The sequence below is a fragment of the Pseudomonas benzenivorans genome, from assembly GCF_033547155.1.
Classification (GTDB): domain Bacteria; phylum Pseudomonadota; class Gammaproteobacteria; order Pseudomonadales; family Pseudomonadaceae; genus Aquipseudomonas; species Aquipseudomonas benzenivorans_B.
In genome coordinates this window covers 2,524,296-2,540,839 of the sequence record NZ_CP137892.1, presented here as the reverse complement: position 1 = coordinate 2,540,839, position 16,544 = coordinate 2,524,296, and the positions used below count along the sequence as shown (strand labels likewise).

At 57.2% G+C, this 16,544-nt stretch carries 7 protein-coding genes, 2 tRNA genes, 3 rRNA genes and 3 pseudogenes; 8 read left to right on the top strand and 7 right to left on the bottom strand.

Annotated features, from left to right (window positions below):
* Nucleotide 1 precedes the first annotated feature (1 nt).
* The gene (locus tag SBP02_RS11430) at nt 2-1,390 is read left to right on the top strand and encodes an SNF2-related protein (RefSeq protein WP_318641749.1); all 1,389 of its coding nucleotides are present in this window, start codon (nt 2-4) and stop codon (nt 1,388-1,390) included.
* On the opposite strand, the pseudogene SBP02_RS11425 reads toward SBP02_RS11430, so the two are convergent.
* From SBP02_RS11425 to SBP02_RS11415, 3 genes and pseudogenes are all read right to left on the bottom strand, one after another.
* A pseudogene (locus tag SBP02_RS11425) lies at nt 1,355-2,197 on the bottom strand (IS3 family transposase); the annotation flags it as partial. The gene SBP02_RS11430 and the pseudogene SBP02_RS11425 sit on opposite strands and share 36 nt — an antisense overlap.
* Nucleotides 2,198-2,202: 5 nt before the next feature.
* Nucleotides 2,203-3,356 (bottom strand): IS3 family transposase gene (locus SBP02_RS11420; RefSeq protein ID WP_318641747.1). Its coding sequence is split into 2 segments (ribosomal slippage): nt 2,203-3,110 and nt 3,110-3,356, totalling 1,155 coding nucleotides; the frame shifts between segments, so codons are not numbered across the junction.
* A 94-nt stretch (nt 3,357-3,450) separates the two neighbouring features.
* A pseudogene (locus SBP02_RS11415) lies at nt 3,451-4,280 on the bottom strand (IS5 family transposase); the annotation flags it as partial.
* A gap of 477 nt (nt 4,281-4,757) precedes the next feature.
* Here SBP02_RS11415 and SBP02_RS11410 point away from each other — a divergent pair.
* The 6 genes and pseudogenes from SBP02_RS11410 (at nt 4,758) to SBP02_RS11385 (ending at nt 11,120) form a co-directional block, all read left to right on the top strand.
* Nucleotides 4,758-6,294: ribosomal RNA gene (locus tag SBP02_RS11410) — 16S ribosomal RNA — on the top strand.
* A gap of 65 nt (nt 6,295-6,359) precedes the next feature.
* Nucleotides 6,360-6,436 (top strand) — tRNA-Ile (locus SBP02_RS11405).
* A 30-nt stretch (nt 6,437-6,466) separates the two neighbouring features.
* Nucleotides 6,467-6,542: transfer RNA gene (locus SBP02_RS11400), tRNA-Ala, on the top strand.
* A gap of 244 nt (nt 6,543-6,786) precedes the next feature.
* A 23S ribosomal RNA gene (locus SBP02_RS11395) occupies nt 6,787-9,676 on the top strand.
* 140 nt (nt 9,677-9,816) lie between these two features.
* Nucleotides 9,817-9,932: ribosomal RNA gene (gene rrf / locus SBP02_RS11390) — 5S ribosomal RNA — on the top strand.
* Together the 16S, 23S and 5S rRNA genes with 2 tRNA genes alongside form the textbook arrangement of a ribosomal RNA operon.
* 226 nt (nt 9,933-10,158) lie before the next feature.
* Nucleotides 10,159-11,120 (top strand): annotated as a pseudogene (locus SBP02_RS11385) (IS1595 family transposase).
* 46 nt (nt 11,121-11,166) lie between these two features.
* On the opposite strand, the gene queD reads toward SBP02_RS11385, so the two are convergent.
* The 3 genes from queD to SBP02_RS11370 all read right to left on the bottom strand — a co-directional run bounded on the left by queD (nt 11,167) and on the right by SBP02_RS11370 (nt 14,800).
* Nucleotides 11,167-11,523: a 6-carboxytetrahydropterin synthase QueD gene (gene queD / locus SBP02_RS11380; protein ID WP_318641743.1), complete on the bottom strand. Its 357-nt coding sequence runs from the start codon at nt 11,521-11,523 to the stop codon at nt 11,167-11,169.
* 171 nt (nt 11,524-11,694) lie between these two features.
* Complete coding sequence (locus tag SBP02_RS11375; RefSeq protein ID WP_318641741.1) at nt 11,695-12,840, bottom strand: catalase family protein; 1,146 nt, start codon at nt 12,838-12,840, stop codon at nt 11,695-11,697.
* A 43-nt stretch (nt 12,841-12,883) separates the two neighbouring features.
* On the bottom strand, nt 12,884-14,800 hold the full coding sequence (locus tag SBP02_RS11370) for a cytochrome c (RefSeq protein WP_318646332.1): 1,917 nt from the start codon (nt 14,798-14,800) through the stop codon (nt 12,884-12,886).
* Between the two features lie 271 nt (nt 14,801-15,071).
* On the opposite strand from SBP02_RS11370, the gene SBP02_RS11365 reads away from it, so the two are divergent.
* Complete coding sequence (locus tag SBP02_RS11365) at nt 15,072-15,539, top strand: DUF3429 domain-containing protein (protein WP_318641740.1); 468 nt, start codon at nt 15,072-15,074, stop codon at nt 15,537-15,539.
* A gap of 38 nt (nt 15,540-15,577) precedes the next feature.
* On the opposite strand, the gene SBP02_RS11360 is transcribed toward SBP02_RS11365, so the two are convergent.
* Entirely contained in the window at nt 15,578-16,192 is a 615-nt protein-coding gene (locus SBP02_RS11360) for a hypothetical protein (protein ID WP_318641738.1), read from the bottom strand.
* Nucleotides 16,193-16,544 lie beyond the last annotated feature (352 nt).

The following is a 16,544-nucleotide window of genomic DNA, read 5'->3' as shown; positions in this document are numbered from 1 at the left end:
GATGGAGGGCGCGCAGGGATCGCTGTTTGACCAAGAACAGTCCAGTGCGGGAGAGCTTCCCTCAGCTGCGCGCATGCCCCTCAATGCGCCTGGGCGCAAGGTTCATGACACGCTTCTCGCGGACTTGAGTCGCGATGCGGAGGCGTTGGTCATCACCGGTTACAGCGGCCTGGATCAGTTGCTGCAGCTGATGAGTCAGCGAGGTGAGAGGGGCTGCAGTCTGCGGCTGATGTTGGGGTCTGAGCCTACTGCGAGCCGGCGCCAGGATTTTTCTCTGGCCCGTCACGACTTTAGTCAGGAAATCCGCAGTTACTGGCTCAAGCGTGGCTTTTCATTGCGCTTGAGTGGCCAACTGATTCGCTGCATTGAGCTGATCCGCCAGGGCGTCATTCGGGTGCGTTACCCCGGCCCGGGTCCGCGCATGCACGCCAAGTTGTATTGCACCGATACCGCAGTAACTCTGGGCTCCAGCAATTTCACTGAGCCGGGGATCTTCTATCAGAATGAAGCCAATGTTCGTTTCACTGAGCAGCAAGAGAACCGTCGTTTTCGCGAGGTTTGGCAGACCGCCGAATATTTTTGGTCTCAAGGCCGGGATGCGAATGACGAGCTTATTGCCCTGTTGGAGCAGCTGCTGCGTTTTGTAAGCTGGAAAGAGGCGCTGGCGCGTGCCTGTGTCGAATTGCTTGAGGGCGAGTGGGCTGATCGTTATTTACAGTCTCTAAGCGGTCAAGAGAACGTCCGGCTGTGGCCGTCCCAGCGTAAGGGGATCGGTCAGGCGCTCTACCTGCTGGAGGCTGCCGGTGGTGTCCTGGTGGCGGATGCCACGGGGTCGGGAAAGACCCGTATGGGCGCTCATCTACTCCGCGCCATTTATGACCGTATCTGGTCGATGTCACGTGGGCACAAGGGGCTGATGACCATGGTCTGTCCGCCACTGGTGACGCCTAACTGGGATCGGGAGTGCATCAGCTGCCAGTTGCCGATGGCAGTGATCTCCCATGGCTCGCTGAGCCGACTTAAGCCTGACGAGGACTCTACGGTTCGTCAGTTGCTGGCCCAGGCACAAACCCTGGCAGTCGATGAGGCGCACAACTTCCTCAATCAGAACTCGAATCGCACGCGTCAGTTGCTGCACAACCTGGCAGATCAAACCTTGCTGTTCACGGCAACTCCGATCAATCGATCGTCTGCTGACCTGCTTCGCTTGGTCGATATCCTGGGAGCGGACAACTTCGATGATCAGGTGCTGAGCATTTTTGAGCGTTTGAATCGTGCAAAGGGCAATCTACGGGATGTGCACCCGCAAGAGTTGCGTGAACTCCAGCTGGCCATCGCCAGCTTCACCGGGGTTCTACCCCATTTCCACGGACGGTTTGAAAAGGGCTGAAAACTTCAGATCTTGCCGGGCGACTCTACGACGCATTCGTGGGTTATGAAACCGCTCGATGTAGTCGAATAGATCCGCCCGTGCTTCATCACGAGTTCGATACGACTGATGGACAACGCGCTCACGCTTGAGCTGACCGAAGAAGCCTTCACAGGCAGCGTTGTCGCCGCAATGCCCGACGGCACTCATGCTGCAGACCAGCGTGTTGCGATTCAGGAAGCGCTGGTAGTCAGCACTGGTAAATTGACTACCGCGATCCGAATGCAGGATCACCGACCAGTCACCCTGGCGCTGCCAGATCGCCATCTCCACCGCTCGAATCACCATCTGCCGATCCTGGCGGTGATGCATCGACCAGCCGATCACCAGCTTGCTGTACAAGTCGAGCACCACGCATAGGAAGAGCTTGCCTTCCAGTGTGGCTATTTCCGTGATGTCCGTGACCCACTTGCGCTCCGGTTCCTGCGCGGTGAAGTCGCGCTCCAGCAGGTTTTTCACGCCTGCTGGACGGCCGCTGGCGACTCTTCCAAAGCCACGCTTCTTCCGGCGTGGCCAGCCTTGAATTCGCTCAGCTGCCATCAGGCGAGCAACGCGGTTCAGGCTGACGGTTTCGCCCTCGTCGAGCAGATCCTCGTGCATCCGCGGCGCGCCGATAACACCACGGCTGTCTTCGTGAATCTCCCGAATGCGCCTCACCAGACGCGCATTCTCTTGAGCACGTGGGCTTGGATCGCGATCCTGCCAGGCGTAATAGCCACTGGCAGAAACCTTCAAGCAACGGCACATCAGTCGTACCGGGTACTCGTTGGGTTCTACCCCATTTCCACGGACGGTTTGAAAAGGGCTGAAAACTTCAGATCTTGCCGGGCGACTCTACGACGCATTCGTGGGTTATGAAACCGCTCGATGTAGTCGAATAGATCCGCCCGTGCTTCATCACGAGTTCGATACGACTGATGGACAACGCGCTCACGCTTGAGCTGACCGAAGAAGCCTTCACAGGCAGCGTTGTCGCCGCAATGCCCGACGGCACTCATGCTGCAGACCAGCGTGTTGCGATTCAGGAAGCGCTGGTAGTCAGCACTGGTAAATTGACTACCGCGATCCGAATGCAGGATCACCGACCAGTCACCCTGGCGCTGCCAGATCGCCATCTCCACCGCTCGAATCACCATCTGCCGATCCTGGCGGTGATGCATCGACCAGCCGATCACCAGCTTGCTGTACAAGTCGAGCACCACGCATAGGAAGAGCTTGCCTTCCAGTGTGGCTATTTCCGTGATGTCCGTGACCCACTTGCGCTCCGGTTCCTGCGCGGTGAAGTCGCGCTCCAGCAGGTTTTTCACGCCTGCTGGACGGCCGCTGGCGACTCTTCCAAAGCCACGCTTCTTCCGGCGTGGCCAGCCTTGAATTCGCTCAGCTGCCATCAGGCGAGCAACGCGGTTCAGGCTGACGGTTTCGCCCTCGTCGAGCAGATCCTCGTGCATCCGCGGCGCGCCGATAACACCACGGCTGTCTTCGTGAATCTCCCGAATGCGCCTCACCAGACGCGCATTCTCTTGAGCACGTGGGCTTGGATCGCGATCCTGCCAGGCGTAATAGCCACTGGCAGAAACCTTCAAGCAACGGCACATCAGTCGTACCGGGTACTCGTTGCGGCAGCGCTGGATCACCGTGTACCGCTCGATGACTCCTTGGCAAAGTACGCTGCCGCGTCTCTTAAAAAATCACGTTCCTTGGTCACTCGGGCCAACTCACGCTTGAGGTGGGCCAGCTCCTCATCTCGCGGGCTACCTGTGCCGGGAAAGGCCTTTTCTGTGCCTGGCTGCGCCTCTCGAATCCAGCGCGTGAGCAGGTTCGGAGCCACACCAATCTCTAGGGCCACTTGTCGACAGCTCGCCCCTGAACGACGAACCAACTCGATGGCTTCCCGCTTGAATTCAGGACTGTATTTCTTGCGCTTCATGAACACTCCTTCAGCTCGGTGTGAGCTTACTCGAAAGTGTCCGTGTTAACGGGGTAGAACCCATTTCTTGAGTTATGCACCAGACACTCGCTCCAAACGGATGCTCGACCTTGGCCCGTACCTGCGCCTTGGCCTTTTCGATACACCGTTTCATCCGATACAGCAGGCTGCGTTTGCCGTGCTTTTTGTAAGTACTGCGGCGGGCGGCAATCTGCCAGATAACCTGGCGACCTTCATGCTCGGCACGTTTCTCGACGTCGGTGTAACCCGCGTCGGCACACACCACGTTCTCTTGGCCGTGTAGCAGTTTGTCCACCTGCGTGACGTCCGCGACATTGGCCGCTGTGACCACCACGCTGTGCATCAAGCCTGATTCATCGTCAGCGCCAATGTGCGCTTTGGCGCCGAGTAGTACTGGTTGCCCTTCTTCGTCTGGTGCATTTCCGGGTCGCGCTTACCATCTTTGTTCTTGGTCGAACTCGGCGCATGAATCAGCGTGGCATCAACAATAGTGCCCTGGCGCAGCGACAGGCCCCGGTCACCCAGGTAGCCATTGATCACGGCCAGAATCCCTGCCGCCAACTCATGCCTCTCCAGCAGGCGACGGAAGTTGAGGATGGTGGTCTCGTCGGGAATGCGCTCCAGGCTCAGCCCGGCAAACTGGCGCAGGATGGTGGTCTCGTACAGCGCCTCCTTCATCGCTGGATCGCTGTAGCCGAACCAGTTCTGCATCAGATGCACCCGCAGCATCGCCATCAGCGAATAGGCCGGACGACTGCCTTCACCCTTCGGGTAGTGTGGCTTGATCAGAGCAATCAGGCCCTTCCACGGCACCACCCGATCCATCTCGATCAGGAACAATTCTTTGCGGGTCTGCTTGCGCTTTCCGGCATACTCGGCATCGGCGAAGGTCACTTGCTTCATCGGAAAACTCAGCGGGTTGAATCCGGGCATTTTGCCAAAATCAGGAAGTCTTCTTCAGACCATCCCTAGGAAAGCCGGGGCGATTCATGTCGGGGCTTCGGTCGAGGTGATCGGAGGCGGTGAAAGAGGTGGTTGACAGCGGTTTCGAACGCTGTAGAATTCGCCTCCCGCTGACGAGGAGCTGAAAGCTGATCGAAGGCGCAAGCGGTTGAGTTTGAAAAGAAATTTTCGAAACTGCTTGACGGAAGATGAGGCTGCTGTAGAATGCGCGCCTCGGTTGAGACGAAAGACTTAACCAACTGTTCTTTAACAACTGAATCAAGCAATTCGTGTGGGTGCTTGTGAGGTAAGACTGATAGTCAAATGATTATCAGCATCACAAAGCAACACTCGTTAATTCGAGAGTTAACTCTTTTAAGTAAGAGATTTGCGATTGCTGAGCCAAGTTTAGGGTTTTCTCAAAACCCAAGCAGTATTGAACTGAAGAGTTTGATCATGGCTCAGATTGAACGCTGGCGGCAGGCCTAACACATGCAAGTCGAGCGGATGAGTGGAGCTTGCTCTATGATTCAGCGGCGGACGGGTGAGTAATGCCTAGGAATCTGCCTGGTAGTGGGGGACAACGTTTCGAAAGGAACGCTAATACCGCATACGTCCTACGGGAGAAAGCAGGGGACCTTCGGGCCTTGCGCTATCAGATGAGCCTAGGTCGGATTAGCTAGTAGGTGAGGTAATGGCTCACCTAGGCGACGATCCGTAACTGGTCTGAGAGGATGATCAGTCACACTGGAACTGAGACACGGTCCAGACTCCTACGGGAGGCAGCAGTGGGGAATATTGGACAATGGGCGAAAGCCTGATCCAGCCATGCCGCGTGTGTGAAGAAGGTCTTCGGATTGTAAAGCACTTTAAGTTGGGAGGAAGGGCAGTAAGTTAATACCTTGCTGTTTTGACGTTACCAACAGAATAAGCACCGGCTAACTCTGTGCCAGCAGCCGCGGTAATACAGAGGGTGCAAGCGTTAATCGGAATTACTGGGCGTAAAGCGCGCGTAGGTGGTTTGTTAAGTTGGATGTGAAAGCCCCGGGCTCAACCTGGGAACTGCATCCAAAACTGGCAAGCTAGAGTACGGTAGAGGGTGGTGGAATTTCCTGTGTAGCGGTGAAATGCGTAGATATAGGAAGGAACACCAGTGGCGAAGGCGACCACCTGGACTGATACTGACACTGAGGTGCGAAAGCGTGGGGAGCAAACAGGATTAGATACCCTGGTAGTCCACGCCGTAAACGATGTCAACTAGCCGTTGGAATCCTTGAGATTTTAGTGGCGCAGCTAACGCATTAAGTTGACCGCCTGGGGAGTACGGCCGCAAGGTTAAAACTCAAATGAATTGACGGGGGCCCGCACAAGCGGTGGAGCATGTGGTTTAATTCGAAGCAACGCGAAGAACCTTACCTGGCCTTGACATCTACAGAACTTTCCAGAGATGGATTGGTGCCTTCGGGAACTGTAAGACAGGTGCTGCATGGCTGTCGTCAGCTCGTGTCGTGAGATGTTGGGTTAAGTCCCGTAACGAGCGCAACCCTTGTCCTTAGTTACCAGCGGGTTATGCCGGGAACTCTAAGGAGACTGCCGGTGACAAACCGGAGGAAGGTGGGGATGACGTCAAGTCATCATGGCCCTTACGGCCAGGGCTACACACGTGCTACAATGGTCGGTACAAAGGGTTGCCAAGCCGCGAGGTGGAGCTAATCCCATAAAACCGATCGTAGTCCGGATCGCAGTCTGCAACTCGACTGCGTGAAGTCGGAATCGCTAGTAATCGTGAATCAGAATGTCACGGTGAATACGTTCCCGGGCCTTGTACACACCGCCCGTCACACCATGGGAGTGGGTTGCACCAGAAGTAGCTAGTCTAACCGCAAGGGGGACGGTTACCACGGTGTGATTCATGACTGGGGTGAAGTCGTAACAAGGTAGCCGTAGGGGAACCTGCGGCTGGATCACCTCCTTAATCGACGACATCAGCTTCCTTATAAGCCCCCACACGAATTGCTTGATTCATTGCGAAAGACGATTGGGTCTGTAGCTCAGTTGGTTAGAGCGCACCCCTGATAAGGGTGAGGTCGGCAGTTCGAATCTGCCCAGACCCACCAATTGTTGTGGGGTTGGCCTTAGGTTTATATGGGGCCATAGCTCAGCTGGGAGAGCGCCTGCCTTGCACGCAGGAGGTCAGCGGTTCGATCCCGCTTGGCTCCACCACCGACAGCCCGTTTAGAGTTCAGAAATGAACGTTCCAGGTGTGACCTGTTGAATGTTGATTTCTGGTCTTTGACCAGTTGCAAATCGTTCTTTAAAAATTTGGGTATGTGATAGAAGTGACTGATTGGCTGCTTTCACTGGCAGTTGATCAATCAAGGTAAAATTTGCGTTGTTCTCAAGTGCAAATTTTCGGCGAATGTCGTCTTCACGTTCGAGGCCGTAACCAGATTGCTTGGGGTTATATGGTCAAGTGAAGAAGCGCATACGGTGGATGCCTTGGCAGTCAGAGGCGATGAAAGACGTGGTAGCCTGCGATAAGCTTCGGGGAGTCGGCAAACAGACTTTGATCCGGAGATCTCTGAATGGGGGAACCCACCCAGCATAAGCTGGGTATCCTGCACTGAATACATAGGTGTAGGAGGCGAACCAGGGGAACTGAAACATCTAAGTACCCTGAGGAATAGAAATCAACCGAGATTCCCTTAGTAGTGGCGAGCGAACGGGGACTAGCCCTTAAGCTTCTTTGATTTTAGCGGAACGCTCTGGAAAGTGCGGCCATAGTGGGTGATAGCCCTGTACGCGAAAGGATCTTAGAAGTGAAATCGAGTAGGACGGAGCACGAGAAACTTTGTCTGAATATGGGGGGACCATCCTCCAAGGCTAAATACTACTGACTGACCGATAGTGAACCAGTACCGTGAGGGAAAGGCGAAAAGAACCCCGGAGAGGGGAGTGAAATAGAACCTGAAACCGTATGCGTACAAGCAGTGGGAGCCTACTTGTTAGGTGACTGCGTACCTTTTGTATAATGGGTCAGCGACTTATATTCAGTGGCGAGCTTAACCGAATAGGGGAGGCGTAGCGAAAGCGAGTCTTAATAGGGCGTTTAGTCGCTGGGTATAGACCCGAAACCGGGCGATCTATCCATGGGCAGGTTGAAGGTTAGGTAACACTGACTGGAGGACCGAACCGACTACCGTTGAAAAGTTAGCGGATGACCTGTGGATCGGAGTGAAAGGCTAATCAAGCTCGGAGATAGCTGGTTCTCCTCGAAAGCTATTTAGGTAGCGCCTCGTGTATCACTGCTGGGGGTAGAGCACTGTTTCGGCTAGGGGGTCATCCCGACTTACCAAACCGATGCAAACTCCGAATACCAGCAAGTGTCAGCACGGGAGACACACGGCGGGTGCTAACGTCCGTCGTGAAAAGGGAAACAACCCAGACCGTCAGCTAAGGTCCCAAAGTTATGGTTAAGTGGGAAACGATGTGGGAAGGCTTAGACAGCTAGGAGGTTGGCTTAGAAGCAGCCACCCTTTAAAGAAAGCGTAATAGCTCACTAGTCGAGTCGGCCTGCGCGGAAGATGTAACGGGGCTCAAACCATACACCGAAGCTACGGGTTCAACGTAAGTTGAGCGGTAGAGGAGCGTTCTGTAAGCCTGTGAAGGTGAGTTGAGAAGCTTGCTGGAGGTATCAGAAGTGCGAATGCTGACATGAGTAACGACAATGCGAGTGAAAAACTCGCACGCCGAAAGACCAAGGTTTCCTGCGCAACGTTAATCGACGCAGGGTGAGTCGGCCCCTAAGGCGAGGCAGAAATGCGTAGTCGATGGGAAACGGGTTAATATTCCCGTACTTCTAGTTACTGCGATGGAGGGACGGAGAAGGCTAGGCCAGCACGGCGTTGGTTGTCCGTGTTTAAGGTGGTAGGCAGAGTGCTTAGGTAAATCCGGGCGCTTAATGCCGAGAGCTGATGACGAGTTGTCTTTTAGACGACGAAGTGGTTGATGCCATGCTTCCAGGAAAAGCTTCTAAGCTTCAGGTAACTAGGAACCGTACCCCAAACCGACACAGGTGGTTAGGTAGAGAATACCAAGGCGCTTGAGAGAACTCGGGTGAAGGAACTAGGCAAAATGGCACCGTAACTTCGGGAGAAGGTGCGCCGGTGAGGGTGAAGCATTTACTGCGTAAGCCCATGCCGGTCGAAGATACCAGGCCGCTGCGACTGTTTATTAAAAACACAGCACTCTGCAAACACGAAAGTGGACGTATAGGGTGTGACGCCTGCCCGGTGCCGGAAGGTTAATTGATGGGGTTAGCTAACGCGAAGCTCTTGATCGAAGCCCCGGTAAACGGCGGCCGTAACTATAACGGTCCTAAGGTAGCGAAATTCCTTGTCGGGTAAGTTCCGACCTGCACGAATGGCGTAACGATGGCGGCGCTGTCTCCACCCGAGACTCAGTGAAATTGAAATCGCTGTGAAGATGCAGTGTATCCGCGGCTAGACGGAAAGACCCCGTGAACCTTTACTATAGCTTTGCACTGGACTTTGAGCTTGCTTGTGTAGGATAGGTGGGAGGCTTTGAAGCGTGGACGCCAGTTCGCGTGGAGCCATCCTTGAAATACCACCCTGGCAACCTTGAGGTTCTAACTCTGGTCCGTTATCCGGATCGAGGACAGTGTATGGTGGGTAGTTTGACTGGGGCGGTCTCCTCCTAAAGAGTAACGGAGGAGTACGAAGGTGCGCTCAGACCGGTCGGAAATCGGTCGTAGAGTATAAAGGCAAAAGCGCGCTTGACTGCGAGACAGACACGTCGAGCAGGTACGAAAGTAGGTCTTAGTGATCCGGTGGTTCTGTATGGAAGGGCCATCGCTCAACGGATAAAAGGTACTCCGGGGATAACAGGCTGATACCGCCCAAGAGTTCATATCGACGGCGGTGTTTGGCACCTCGATGTCGGCTCATCACATCCTGGGGCTGAAGCCGGTCCCAAGGGTATGGCTGTTCGCCATTTAAAGTGGTACGCGAGCTGGGTTTAGAACGTCGTGAGACAGTTCGGTCCCTATCTGCCGTGGACGTTTGAGATTTGAGAGGGGCTGCTCCTAGTACGAGAGGACCGGAGTGGACGAACCTCTGGTGTTCCGGTTGTCACGCCAGTGGCATTGCCGGGTAGCTATGTTCGGAAGAGATAACCGCTGAAAGCATCTAAGCGGGAAACTTGCCTCAAGATGAGATCTCACTGGAGCCTTGAGCTCCCTGAAGGGCCGTCGAAGACTACGACGTTGATAGGTGGGGTGTGTAAGCGCTGTGAGGCGTTGAGCTAACCCATACTAATTGCCCGTGAGGCTTGACCATATAACACCCAAACAATTTGCTGTTTGTGTGCTCGATGGTTGAAGTCGACAACAAACCGAAAATTTGCCAGAACACGCAAAACCAGACATCACATACCCAATATGGGGAGGCGACTCAACATCGACTCTCCAACCGAATTGCTTGACGACCATAGAGCGTTGGAACCACCTGATCCCATCCCGAACTCAGTAGTGAAACGATGCATCGCCGATGGTAGTGTGGGGCTTCCCCATGTGAGAGTAGGTCATCGTCAAGCACCTATCCCAAACCCCCGACCCGCACATGCAGGTCGGGGGTTTGCTTTTGTGCGGCGGAAATAGCCAGTTGGCTTTGTAGGCAATGGCTTGGTGCATCGTTGCCAACGTTCCCCAGCTTCGGCTAGTCCCAGGTGTGTTATTGGATGAATAAAAAGGCTATGTCCCAATGATGTGTTGCAAGAACTAATCTGAAAGGCAGGCATCCGCTCGGGAGGTCTGCCGATCATGGATACTCAAGCCTTTCACCACTGGCTGGCTCAGCTAGGCCAGCTCAGCCCCCAGCAGAAATCCACGCTTCATCAAGCCCTGCAGAGCCCGCCCACAACAGCGGTGCTTGATGACCTGCCGGCGTTGCAGAGTTGCCCGCATTGCCAGGGCGCCGCGAGACATCTCGCGCCCTGGGGCTGGTCGCGTGGTCTGCGTCGCTATCGCTGCCGTAGCTGCCGGCGGACGTGTACCGCGTTGTCGGCAACCGGCCTTGCCCGCCTGCACTATCCCGAACGCTGGAAAGACTATGCCCAGGCACTGATTAATGGGCTGAGCGTGCGCAAGGCTGCCAAGGTGTGCGGGATCAGTAAGAACACCGCGTTTCTCTGGAGGCACCGCTTCCTGGCGGCAGCCGCCGAGCATCACGCCACCCATGAGACCGGGATTGTCGAAGTGGATGAGACGTTCTTTCTGGAGTCATTCAAAGGTCAGCGACGCTTACCGCGGCCGCGCGTAAACGAGGCGGGGTCAGCGTGACCCGGGGCACGGGTAAAGACCAAATCCCGGTGATGGTGGTGCGCGACCGGGAGGGGCATACCGCTGACTTCACACTGGCCAAGCTCGATGCTGTGCATGTACGAAAAGCGTTGGCGCCGCTGATCGATCAGGAGTCCGTACTCTGCACCGACGGGGCGGCGGTCTATGCCAGCTTCGCCCGGATCCAGGGCATCACCCATCAGGTCATGCATGCCTGCCCCGGCCAGCGCGTACGCCAAGGCGCTTTCCATATCCAGAACGTCAATGCCTACCACAGTCAACTGAAGAACTGGATGACCCGCTTTCATGGCGTGGCCACCCGCTACCTCCCGAATTACCTGGGCTGGCGCCGCATGCTTGAGCGCTATCAGCAAAGCATTCGGCCGGTTCACTGCATCCACGAGGCGGTAGGACGAACCATGCAACACGCTATTGAGACATAGCCAATAAAAAAGCCACCTAGGCGGTGGCTTTTTTATTCATGGGTGCTCAGTCGCCTCGGTATTCGCAGCCGCTGGTGCAGGTCTCGTGGATGCGAATGCGGGACAGTTCCGGCAGGACAGGTTTGAGTTGTTCCCAGAGCCACTTGGCGATGACTTCGCTGGTGGGATTTTCCAAGCCGGGAATGTCATTGAGGTAGTTGTGATCCAGCTGCTCATAGAGCGGCTTGAAGATCTCCTTGATCTCGGCGAAGTCACGGATCCAGCCGGTGTAGGGATCGACTTCGCCTTCGATATAGACGGCGACGCGGAAGGAGTGGCCGTGCAGCCGTCCGCATTTGTGCCCGGCGGGGACGTGGGGGAGGCGATGGGCGGCCTCGAAAACAAACTCTTTGAACAGTTCCACTACAGCGTGTCTCTCTAGAAGGCGCGGCGAAAAGCTCCGCTCTGATAAAGGCTGATCTTACCAGTTAGGCCCGTGCTTTACCCAATGCCCTGGCTGCCAATCTGGGCGCCTCGCAGCCAGAGGGCGACCAGATCGCTCGGTGCCGGGCCAGGACCGATTCAGGTATGCAGCCTACTTGCGAGTCGGTGCGCCGTTTCGTTCGTGGCGATAGACACTCACAGCCTCATACACGGCCCCCCTCAAACGGTTGAGTCCGCCGATCGGACGATGCTCCGGCAGCGAATGCCAGGGATTGAACGAGAGGTTGTCGCAAAACAGGTTTTGCTCCGTGCTATCGAAGTCCTGGGCAGGCAGATGGATGTCGGCGACGGTTTCGAAGGGCGACACCGCTTCGTCCCACTCGACGCTGGGGTCTTCGATCGGCATGTAATGGGTGGGGTCCTGCCGTTGGACCTGCAGGGCGAAACAGGCAGGGACACGGTCCAGTGAGAGTTGTTGGTACAAGGCACTGCGTAGGAAGTTGGGCAGGTCGGTGTTTGGCTGTGGCAGGCTGTATTTCGGGCAGTTCTCGGGGGTGGGGATGACCCGATATTTGATGTTGTGTGGGCCGAGCTTGAACGGAGCGATGGAGTTGTAGGTGGTCGCGACCGGGCTCTGAGGCGCTGGTGCCAGGGTCTTGAGCGCGATGATGAGGTGGCGTATTTCCCAGCTGCGTGGGTCCCAGCTAGGGAAGAAGGCCAGGGCTTTTTTGCCGTCGGCCTGGGCGGCGAAGTTGCTGCGGTACTCGGCCACGTCGCGAACGAAAAAGACCGGGTGGTTGAACATCACGAAGTCTTGTTCGTTCTCATGGCCTGCACTGCCCATTAACTTGGCGCCGGGTACGTCGAGAAGCTTGATGGCCATGCCGCGGGCATCGCGGATTCGGTCGAACTGGGGGTAGGCGTTGCCATTGGAGAGACGCATCCAGGCCTGCCAAGTCTTTCCCGGCTCGCTCAGCACGCCATGCTGGAGCTCGGTATCGAGGTCGACGCGGACGGTCACTTCGGCCTTCACGCAACCATGGGCTTTGGCATGGGCGTCTCGCAGGACTCGGGTGTTATCACGGTGCTGCTCGACGATGCGAACGGCATCTTCGATGATGGCTTGGGTGAGGGCGGCCTCGCCGGGAGGTATTTGCTCCTCGCTGGGTACCGGGCCGGAGTGTTTCCAGCTGTAGTAAGCCGTGCCGACGGCCCAGCCACCCAGCCCGAGGGCCGCCAGCAAGAACAGCAATCTACCTATCAGGCGACCAAGCCAGAGCCAGAGTCTTTTGAGCATGGATCCCTTCCCTTGTCCGTTGCCGTTATGTCTGCTCGCCAGTTCAGAGTTCTTCTGACTCTCTTTCGCTTGCGAGCGAGGTCTCTGAGGTCCGGCACTCGGGGCCAGGGCTCCAGGGCTTGGCCTTGACCGGTTGCAACTGCTGCTCGAGCTCACTATTGCCCAAGACCTTGAGGTACTCGATCAGCGCCAGGCGTTCCTCGGGCTGCAGGGCGCGACCGATCACTCCACCCTGGCGGCAACCGTCGCGGAACTCATGCCCGTGGTTGCCGTTGCCGGTGATGCGGGTGTCGAAGAGGAAACCACCGGGAAACGCCTGGCTGGAGAAACCGACTTTTTTCGGGTCGAATTCGAAGTTGCCGACCCAGAACTGCTCCTGACGTTCCGATACGGGCGAAAGCAGTTGAAACAGGGTGGGTACCGAACCGTTGTGCAAGAAGGGGGGGGTCGCCCAGATTCCCTCGAGGGGGCGGGCCTTATAGCCACGCTTTTCCTGGACGCCGATCGGCAGGCCGAAGCCGTCCATGCGCCAGCGCTCCCTGGGCTGTATGCCGGCGTCTTGATAGGCGCGGTTCTCGACATAGGCGGTGATGTAGGCCAGGCCCTTGGCGCTGGAGATGCTACGCAAGTCCACCTCATCCAGGGTGGCGCCGAACAGTCGGACGTCCAGCTTGCTCAGTTCGGCCTTGGTCCAGCCCAGTCGGCGGATGTCGAACCGGTGATCGGCGATGTTGTCGGCTGCGGTAGGGTCGGTGCCGATGATATCTGTGGGGACGACGCGCATATGCCATTCGGGATCGCGCGCAGGGGCAAAGCGTTTGTCTCGTGGCTTGGGCGCCGGTGCATGACAATAGGCGCAGTTTTCCTGGTACAGGGCGCGGCCCTGGCTGGCGAGTGCTCGATCTATCCGGCCGAATACCGCTTCGGGCCAGGGCGGAGGTTTAAGCTGCTGGAGCGTTTCCTCGAGGGTGTGCAGATCCCGCAGGCGTACGCTGGAGGCATAGCGCTGGGTCTCTGCGACCGGTTGTCCGTTGCTGTCCATCAGGTTCAGCGTGGCGCCTACGCCCAGGGCTTCACCGATATTGCGCGCCATCGGTTGCATGGCCGAGCCGTTCCACTGCACCCAGTCGAACTTCCAGATGTCCCATACGTGCGGGTAGCTGACAGGGGCATTGGCGACGCGATAGTTGCCTGGGTCTATGGCATCGCCGAATACGCTGTTGGCGATACGGCCGAAGGCATCGGTGCGGCCGAAGCCCTCCTCGGTCGGGTAGAGCCCGCGGTGCCAGTCGTTGAAGGCGGTGTCGAGCAAGCGATCGAGCACTTCCTTGAAGTCACGGCGCAGCTGGTCGCGCCCTTCCGGATACGCTTCGCCCAGCACTTCCTGGGCAAAGCGTCTGAATTTCAGAGGGTTGTAGTAGGTGAACGCCATGCTCATGCCGAGGGCCTGGCCGAAGCCGCCGCCTCGCAATGTGGGCACGGTTGAGGCTAGCGAGTGCAGGGCCGGACCGCCGTCGATGCGCACCGCCTCGCCTCGGTAACGTAACTCGCCCGTGTGGCAGGCCGCGCAACTGATGTCCAGGTACTGGGTTCCGGTCGTGCTGTCTTCGTGGCGGGCAAAACCAACGGGGAGATTGGCCGGGTTGCGTTCGCTTGCGACTTGCCGAGGGTCGACCAGAAAACCGAAGCGCGCCAAGTAGTCCGGGGTGGCGAACTTGCGTGCGCTCAGGGGCAGTTCGAGGGCGCTAAACCATGCATAACGCAGTCCCTTAACCCGAGTGCCCTGGGGCGTGTAGTAGTAGGTCTGTCGTTGTTCCTCGTCCCATTGGTCCAGGTAGTGCAGGCGTACCGGCTTCTGATAGTCGGGCAGGTTCGGATTGGCGACGAAGTACAGGCCAATGCCGAGGCCGAGGCCTGGCAACAGCACAAGAGCAACTAGGGCGCGACGGAGTATTCGCATCGGGCACTTCCTTGTCGAGCATGCATATAGATCCGACTTTATGCCAAGCACACCGCCTAATGGCAAGCGGCCATTGCGTTGTCCCTGGGGCGGACGCGAACTGGGCGGGCTCTGTGCATGTTTCAGGAAAAACATTGCCGGAGAAGGGGCGTTAGACGGAAATAGGCGCTCTCGCCGATTGTGCGCGGGCAGCCAATGATCGCGGCGCGACCGGTTTGCAGGCGCGGCTGTTGTCTGGCTACCCTGAGAGTACATCTGACAGGAGAGCGCGATGCACCCCTTCGAAGCCAAGCATCCCCAGCAACTGGCCATGCACCTGGGCTATGCCGGTCTGGTTCCTTTCGTCAGCGGGGCCCTGGGCATCTGGATCACTCCGTTTGCTTGGCGACCCTATGTCATGTCGGCTCTGCTGGATTATGCAGCGGTGATCCTGGCGTTTATGGGGGCGATTCATTGGGGGCTGGCGATGCGAGCCGAGGCGAACGATGAGCGTGCCAGGCTGCAGCTCGGTCTGTCGGTGATTCCGCCACTGCTCGGATGGGTTGCGGTGGCCAGCGGCATGCCATTCGGTTTTGCCTTGCCGGTGTTTCTGGTGGCCTTCGTGCTGCTCTATTTCGCGGACTTGCGCGCGGTCAAGCTGGGCCTTGCGCCGAAGTGGTATCCGGCCTTGCGGCGGCCGTTGACCATAGTGGTGACGATCAGTCTGCTGATCGCCTGGATCAGCCTGTTACGCCTGTGAGTCGATACCCCGAACGCCCTGGATGGTGTGGGTGAGCGCTAGTAGGTGAGGGTGTCTGCTTGGCGATAAAGCATCAGCAGCTTGCGTGTGATGGTCTGCTGGATGTCCTCGCGCTCGAAGGACGAGAGGCGATTGAGGCGATGCACCTGCAATCGGTGCAGATGGATGTAGGGCATCTGCTGATCGAATTCGCGCAAGTCGCCCTTCATCATGATCGGAAGAAACAGGTCGCCGATTTTCTTCTGATTGCTGATGATCTGCGCCAAGGCCAGTTTGAAGGGCATGGTCTTGGGGGCGGGGCCGCCCTCCGTTATCTGGGTCGCCAGCAGCAAACCAGGCTTGCCTAGCAGTGCGCCGGGTAGCACGCAGAGGCCGGTCTTGCGCACCGCCAGTGCCTCGATGCCGTGCAGGGTGTCATGGAAGGCGTAGGGATTGGGGAGCACCACCATCTTGCGCCCCTGGTCACTGGGGAAGTGCAGGTCGTAGTTGGTATAGAGTTGGCGCACCGACTCGGAGTAGACGCACAGGCGGTTCTCGAACAGCTTGATGAAGCGCTCGGCCAGCTCGCGGCGGGCAATGCTGTCCAGGTCCCAGATAAGGTCCTGATTTTGCGCTCTGTTGAGATCGACTTCCTGATGTTCCATGCTGCTCATCTTCTTGCCTCATACATGAAGCTGGTTGAGCACTCTGGCGAGTGGCCCAGCCGCCAGCGCATTGTCATGCTTCAAGTCAATCGCTTGGGTGACACTCCGATTAACAGCTCTGAGCGCGCGACATTGTTGCAGTGTGGCCCTGGTATAGGAAGCATTCAAGGCGACGATCTGGGCTGTTGCCTGCGTCTCGCCCCCATTTGCTTTCGGGGTGTATTGGGCTCGGGAGCGGTTGCGGCGTTCTTTGCACCTTTCCCGTCGGTATCTGGCAGAAGCCGTACTGGTCTGGGCCGGAGGTCGCTGTTGCGCAAGACTTAGCGCAGAGAGGTCGATCGTGCGGGTTTCTCTGGTAGCA

Bases quoted from the DNA above. Each gene is read 5' to 3' on its own strand.
- SBP02_RS11430 (WP_318641749.1), top strand. From the start codon at position 2: ATGGAGGGCGCGCAGGGATCGCTGTTTGACCAAGAACAGTCCAGTGCG.
- SBP02_RS11375 (WP_318641741.1), bottom strand. From the start codon at position 12,840: ATGCTCAAAAGACTCTGGCTCTGGCTTGGTCGCCTGATAGGTAGATTG.
- SBP02_RS11370 (WP_318646332.1), bottom strand. From the start codon at position 14,800: ATGCGAATACTCCGTCGCGCCCTAGTTGCTCTTGTGCTGTTGCCAGGC.
- SBP02_RS11365 (WP_318641740.1), top strand. From the start codon at position 15,072: ATGCACCCCTTCGAAGCCAAGCATCCCCAGCAACTGGCCATGCACCTG.
- SBP02_RS11360 (WP_318641738.1), bottom strand. From the start codon at position 16,192: ATGAGCAGCATGGAACATCAGGAAGTCGATCTCAACAGAGCGCAAAAT.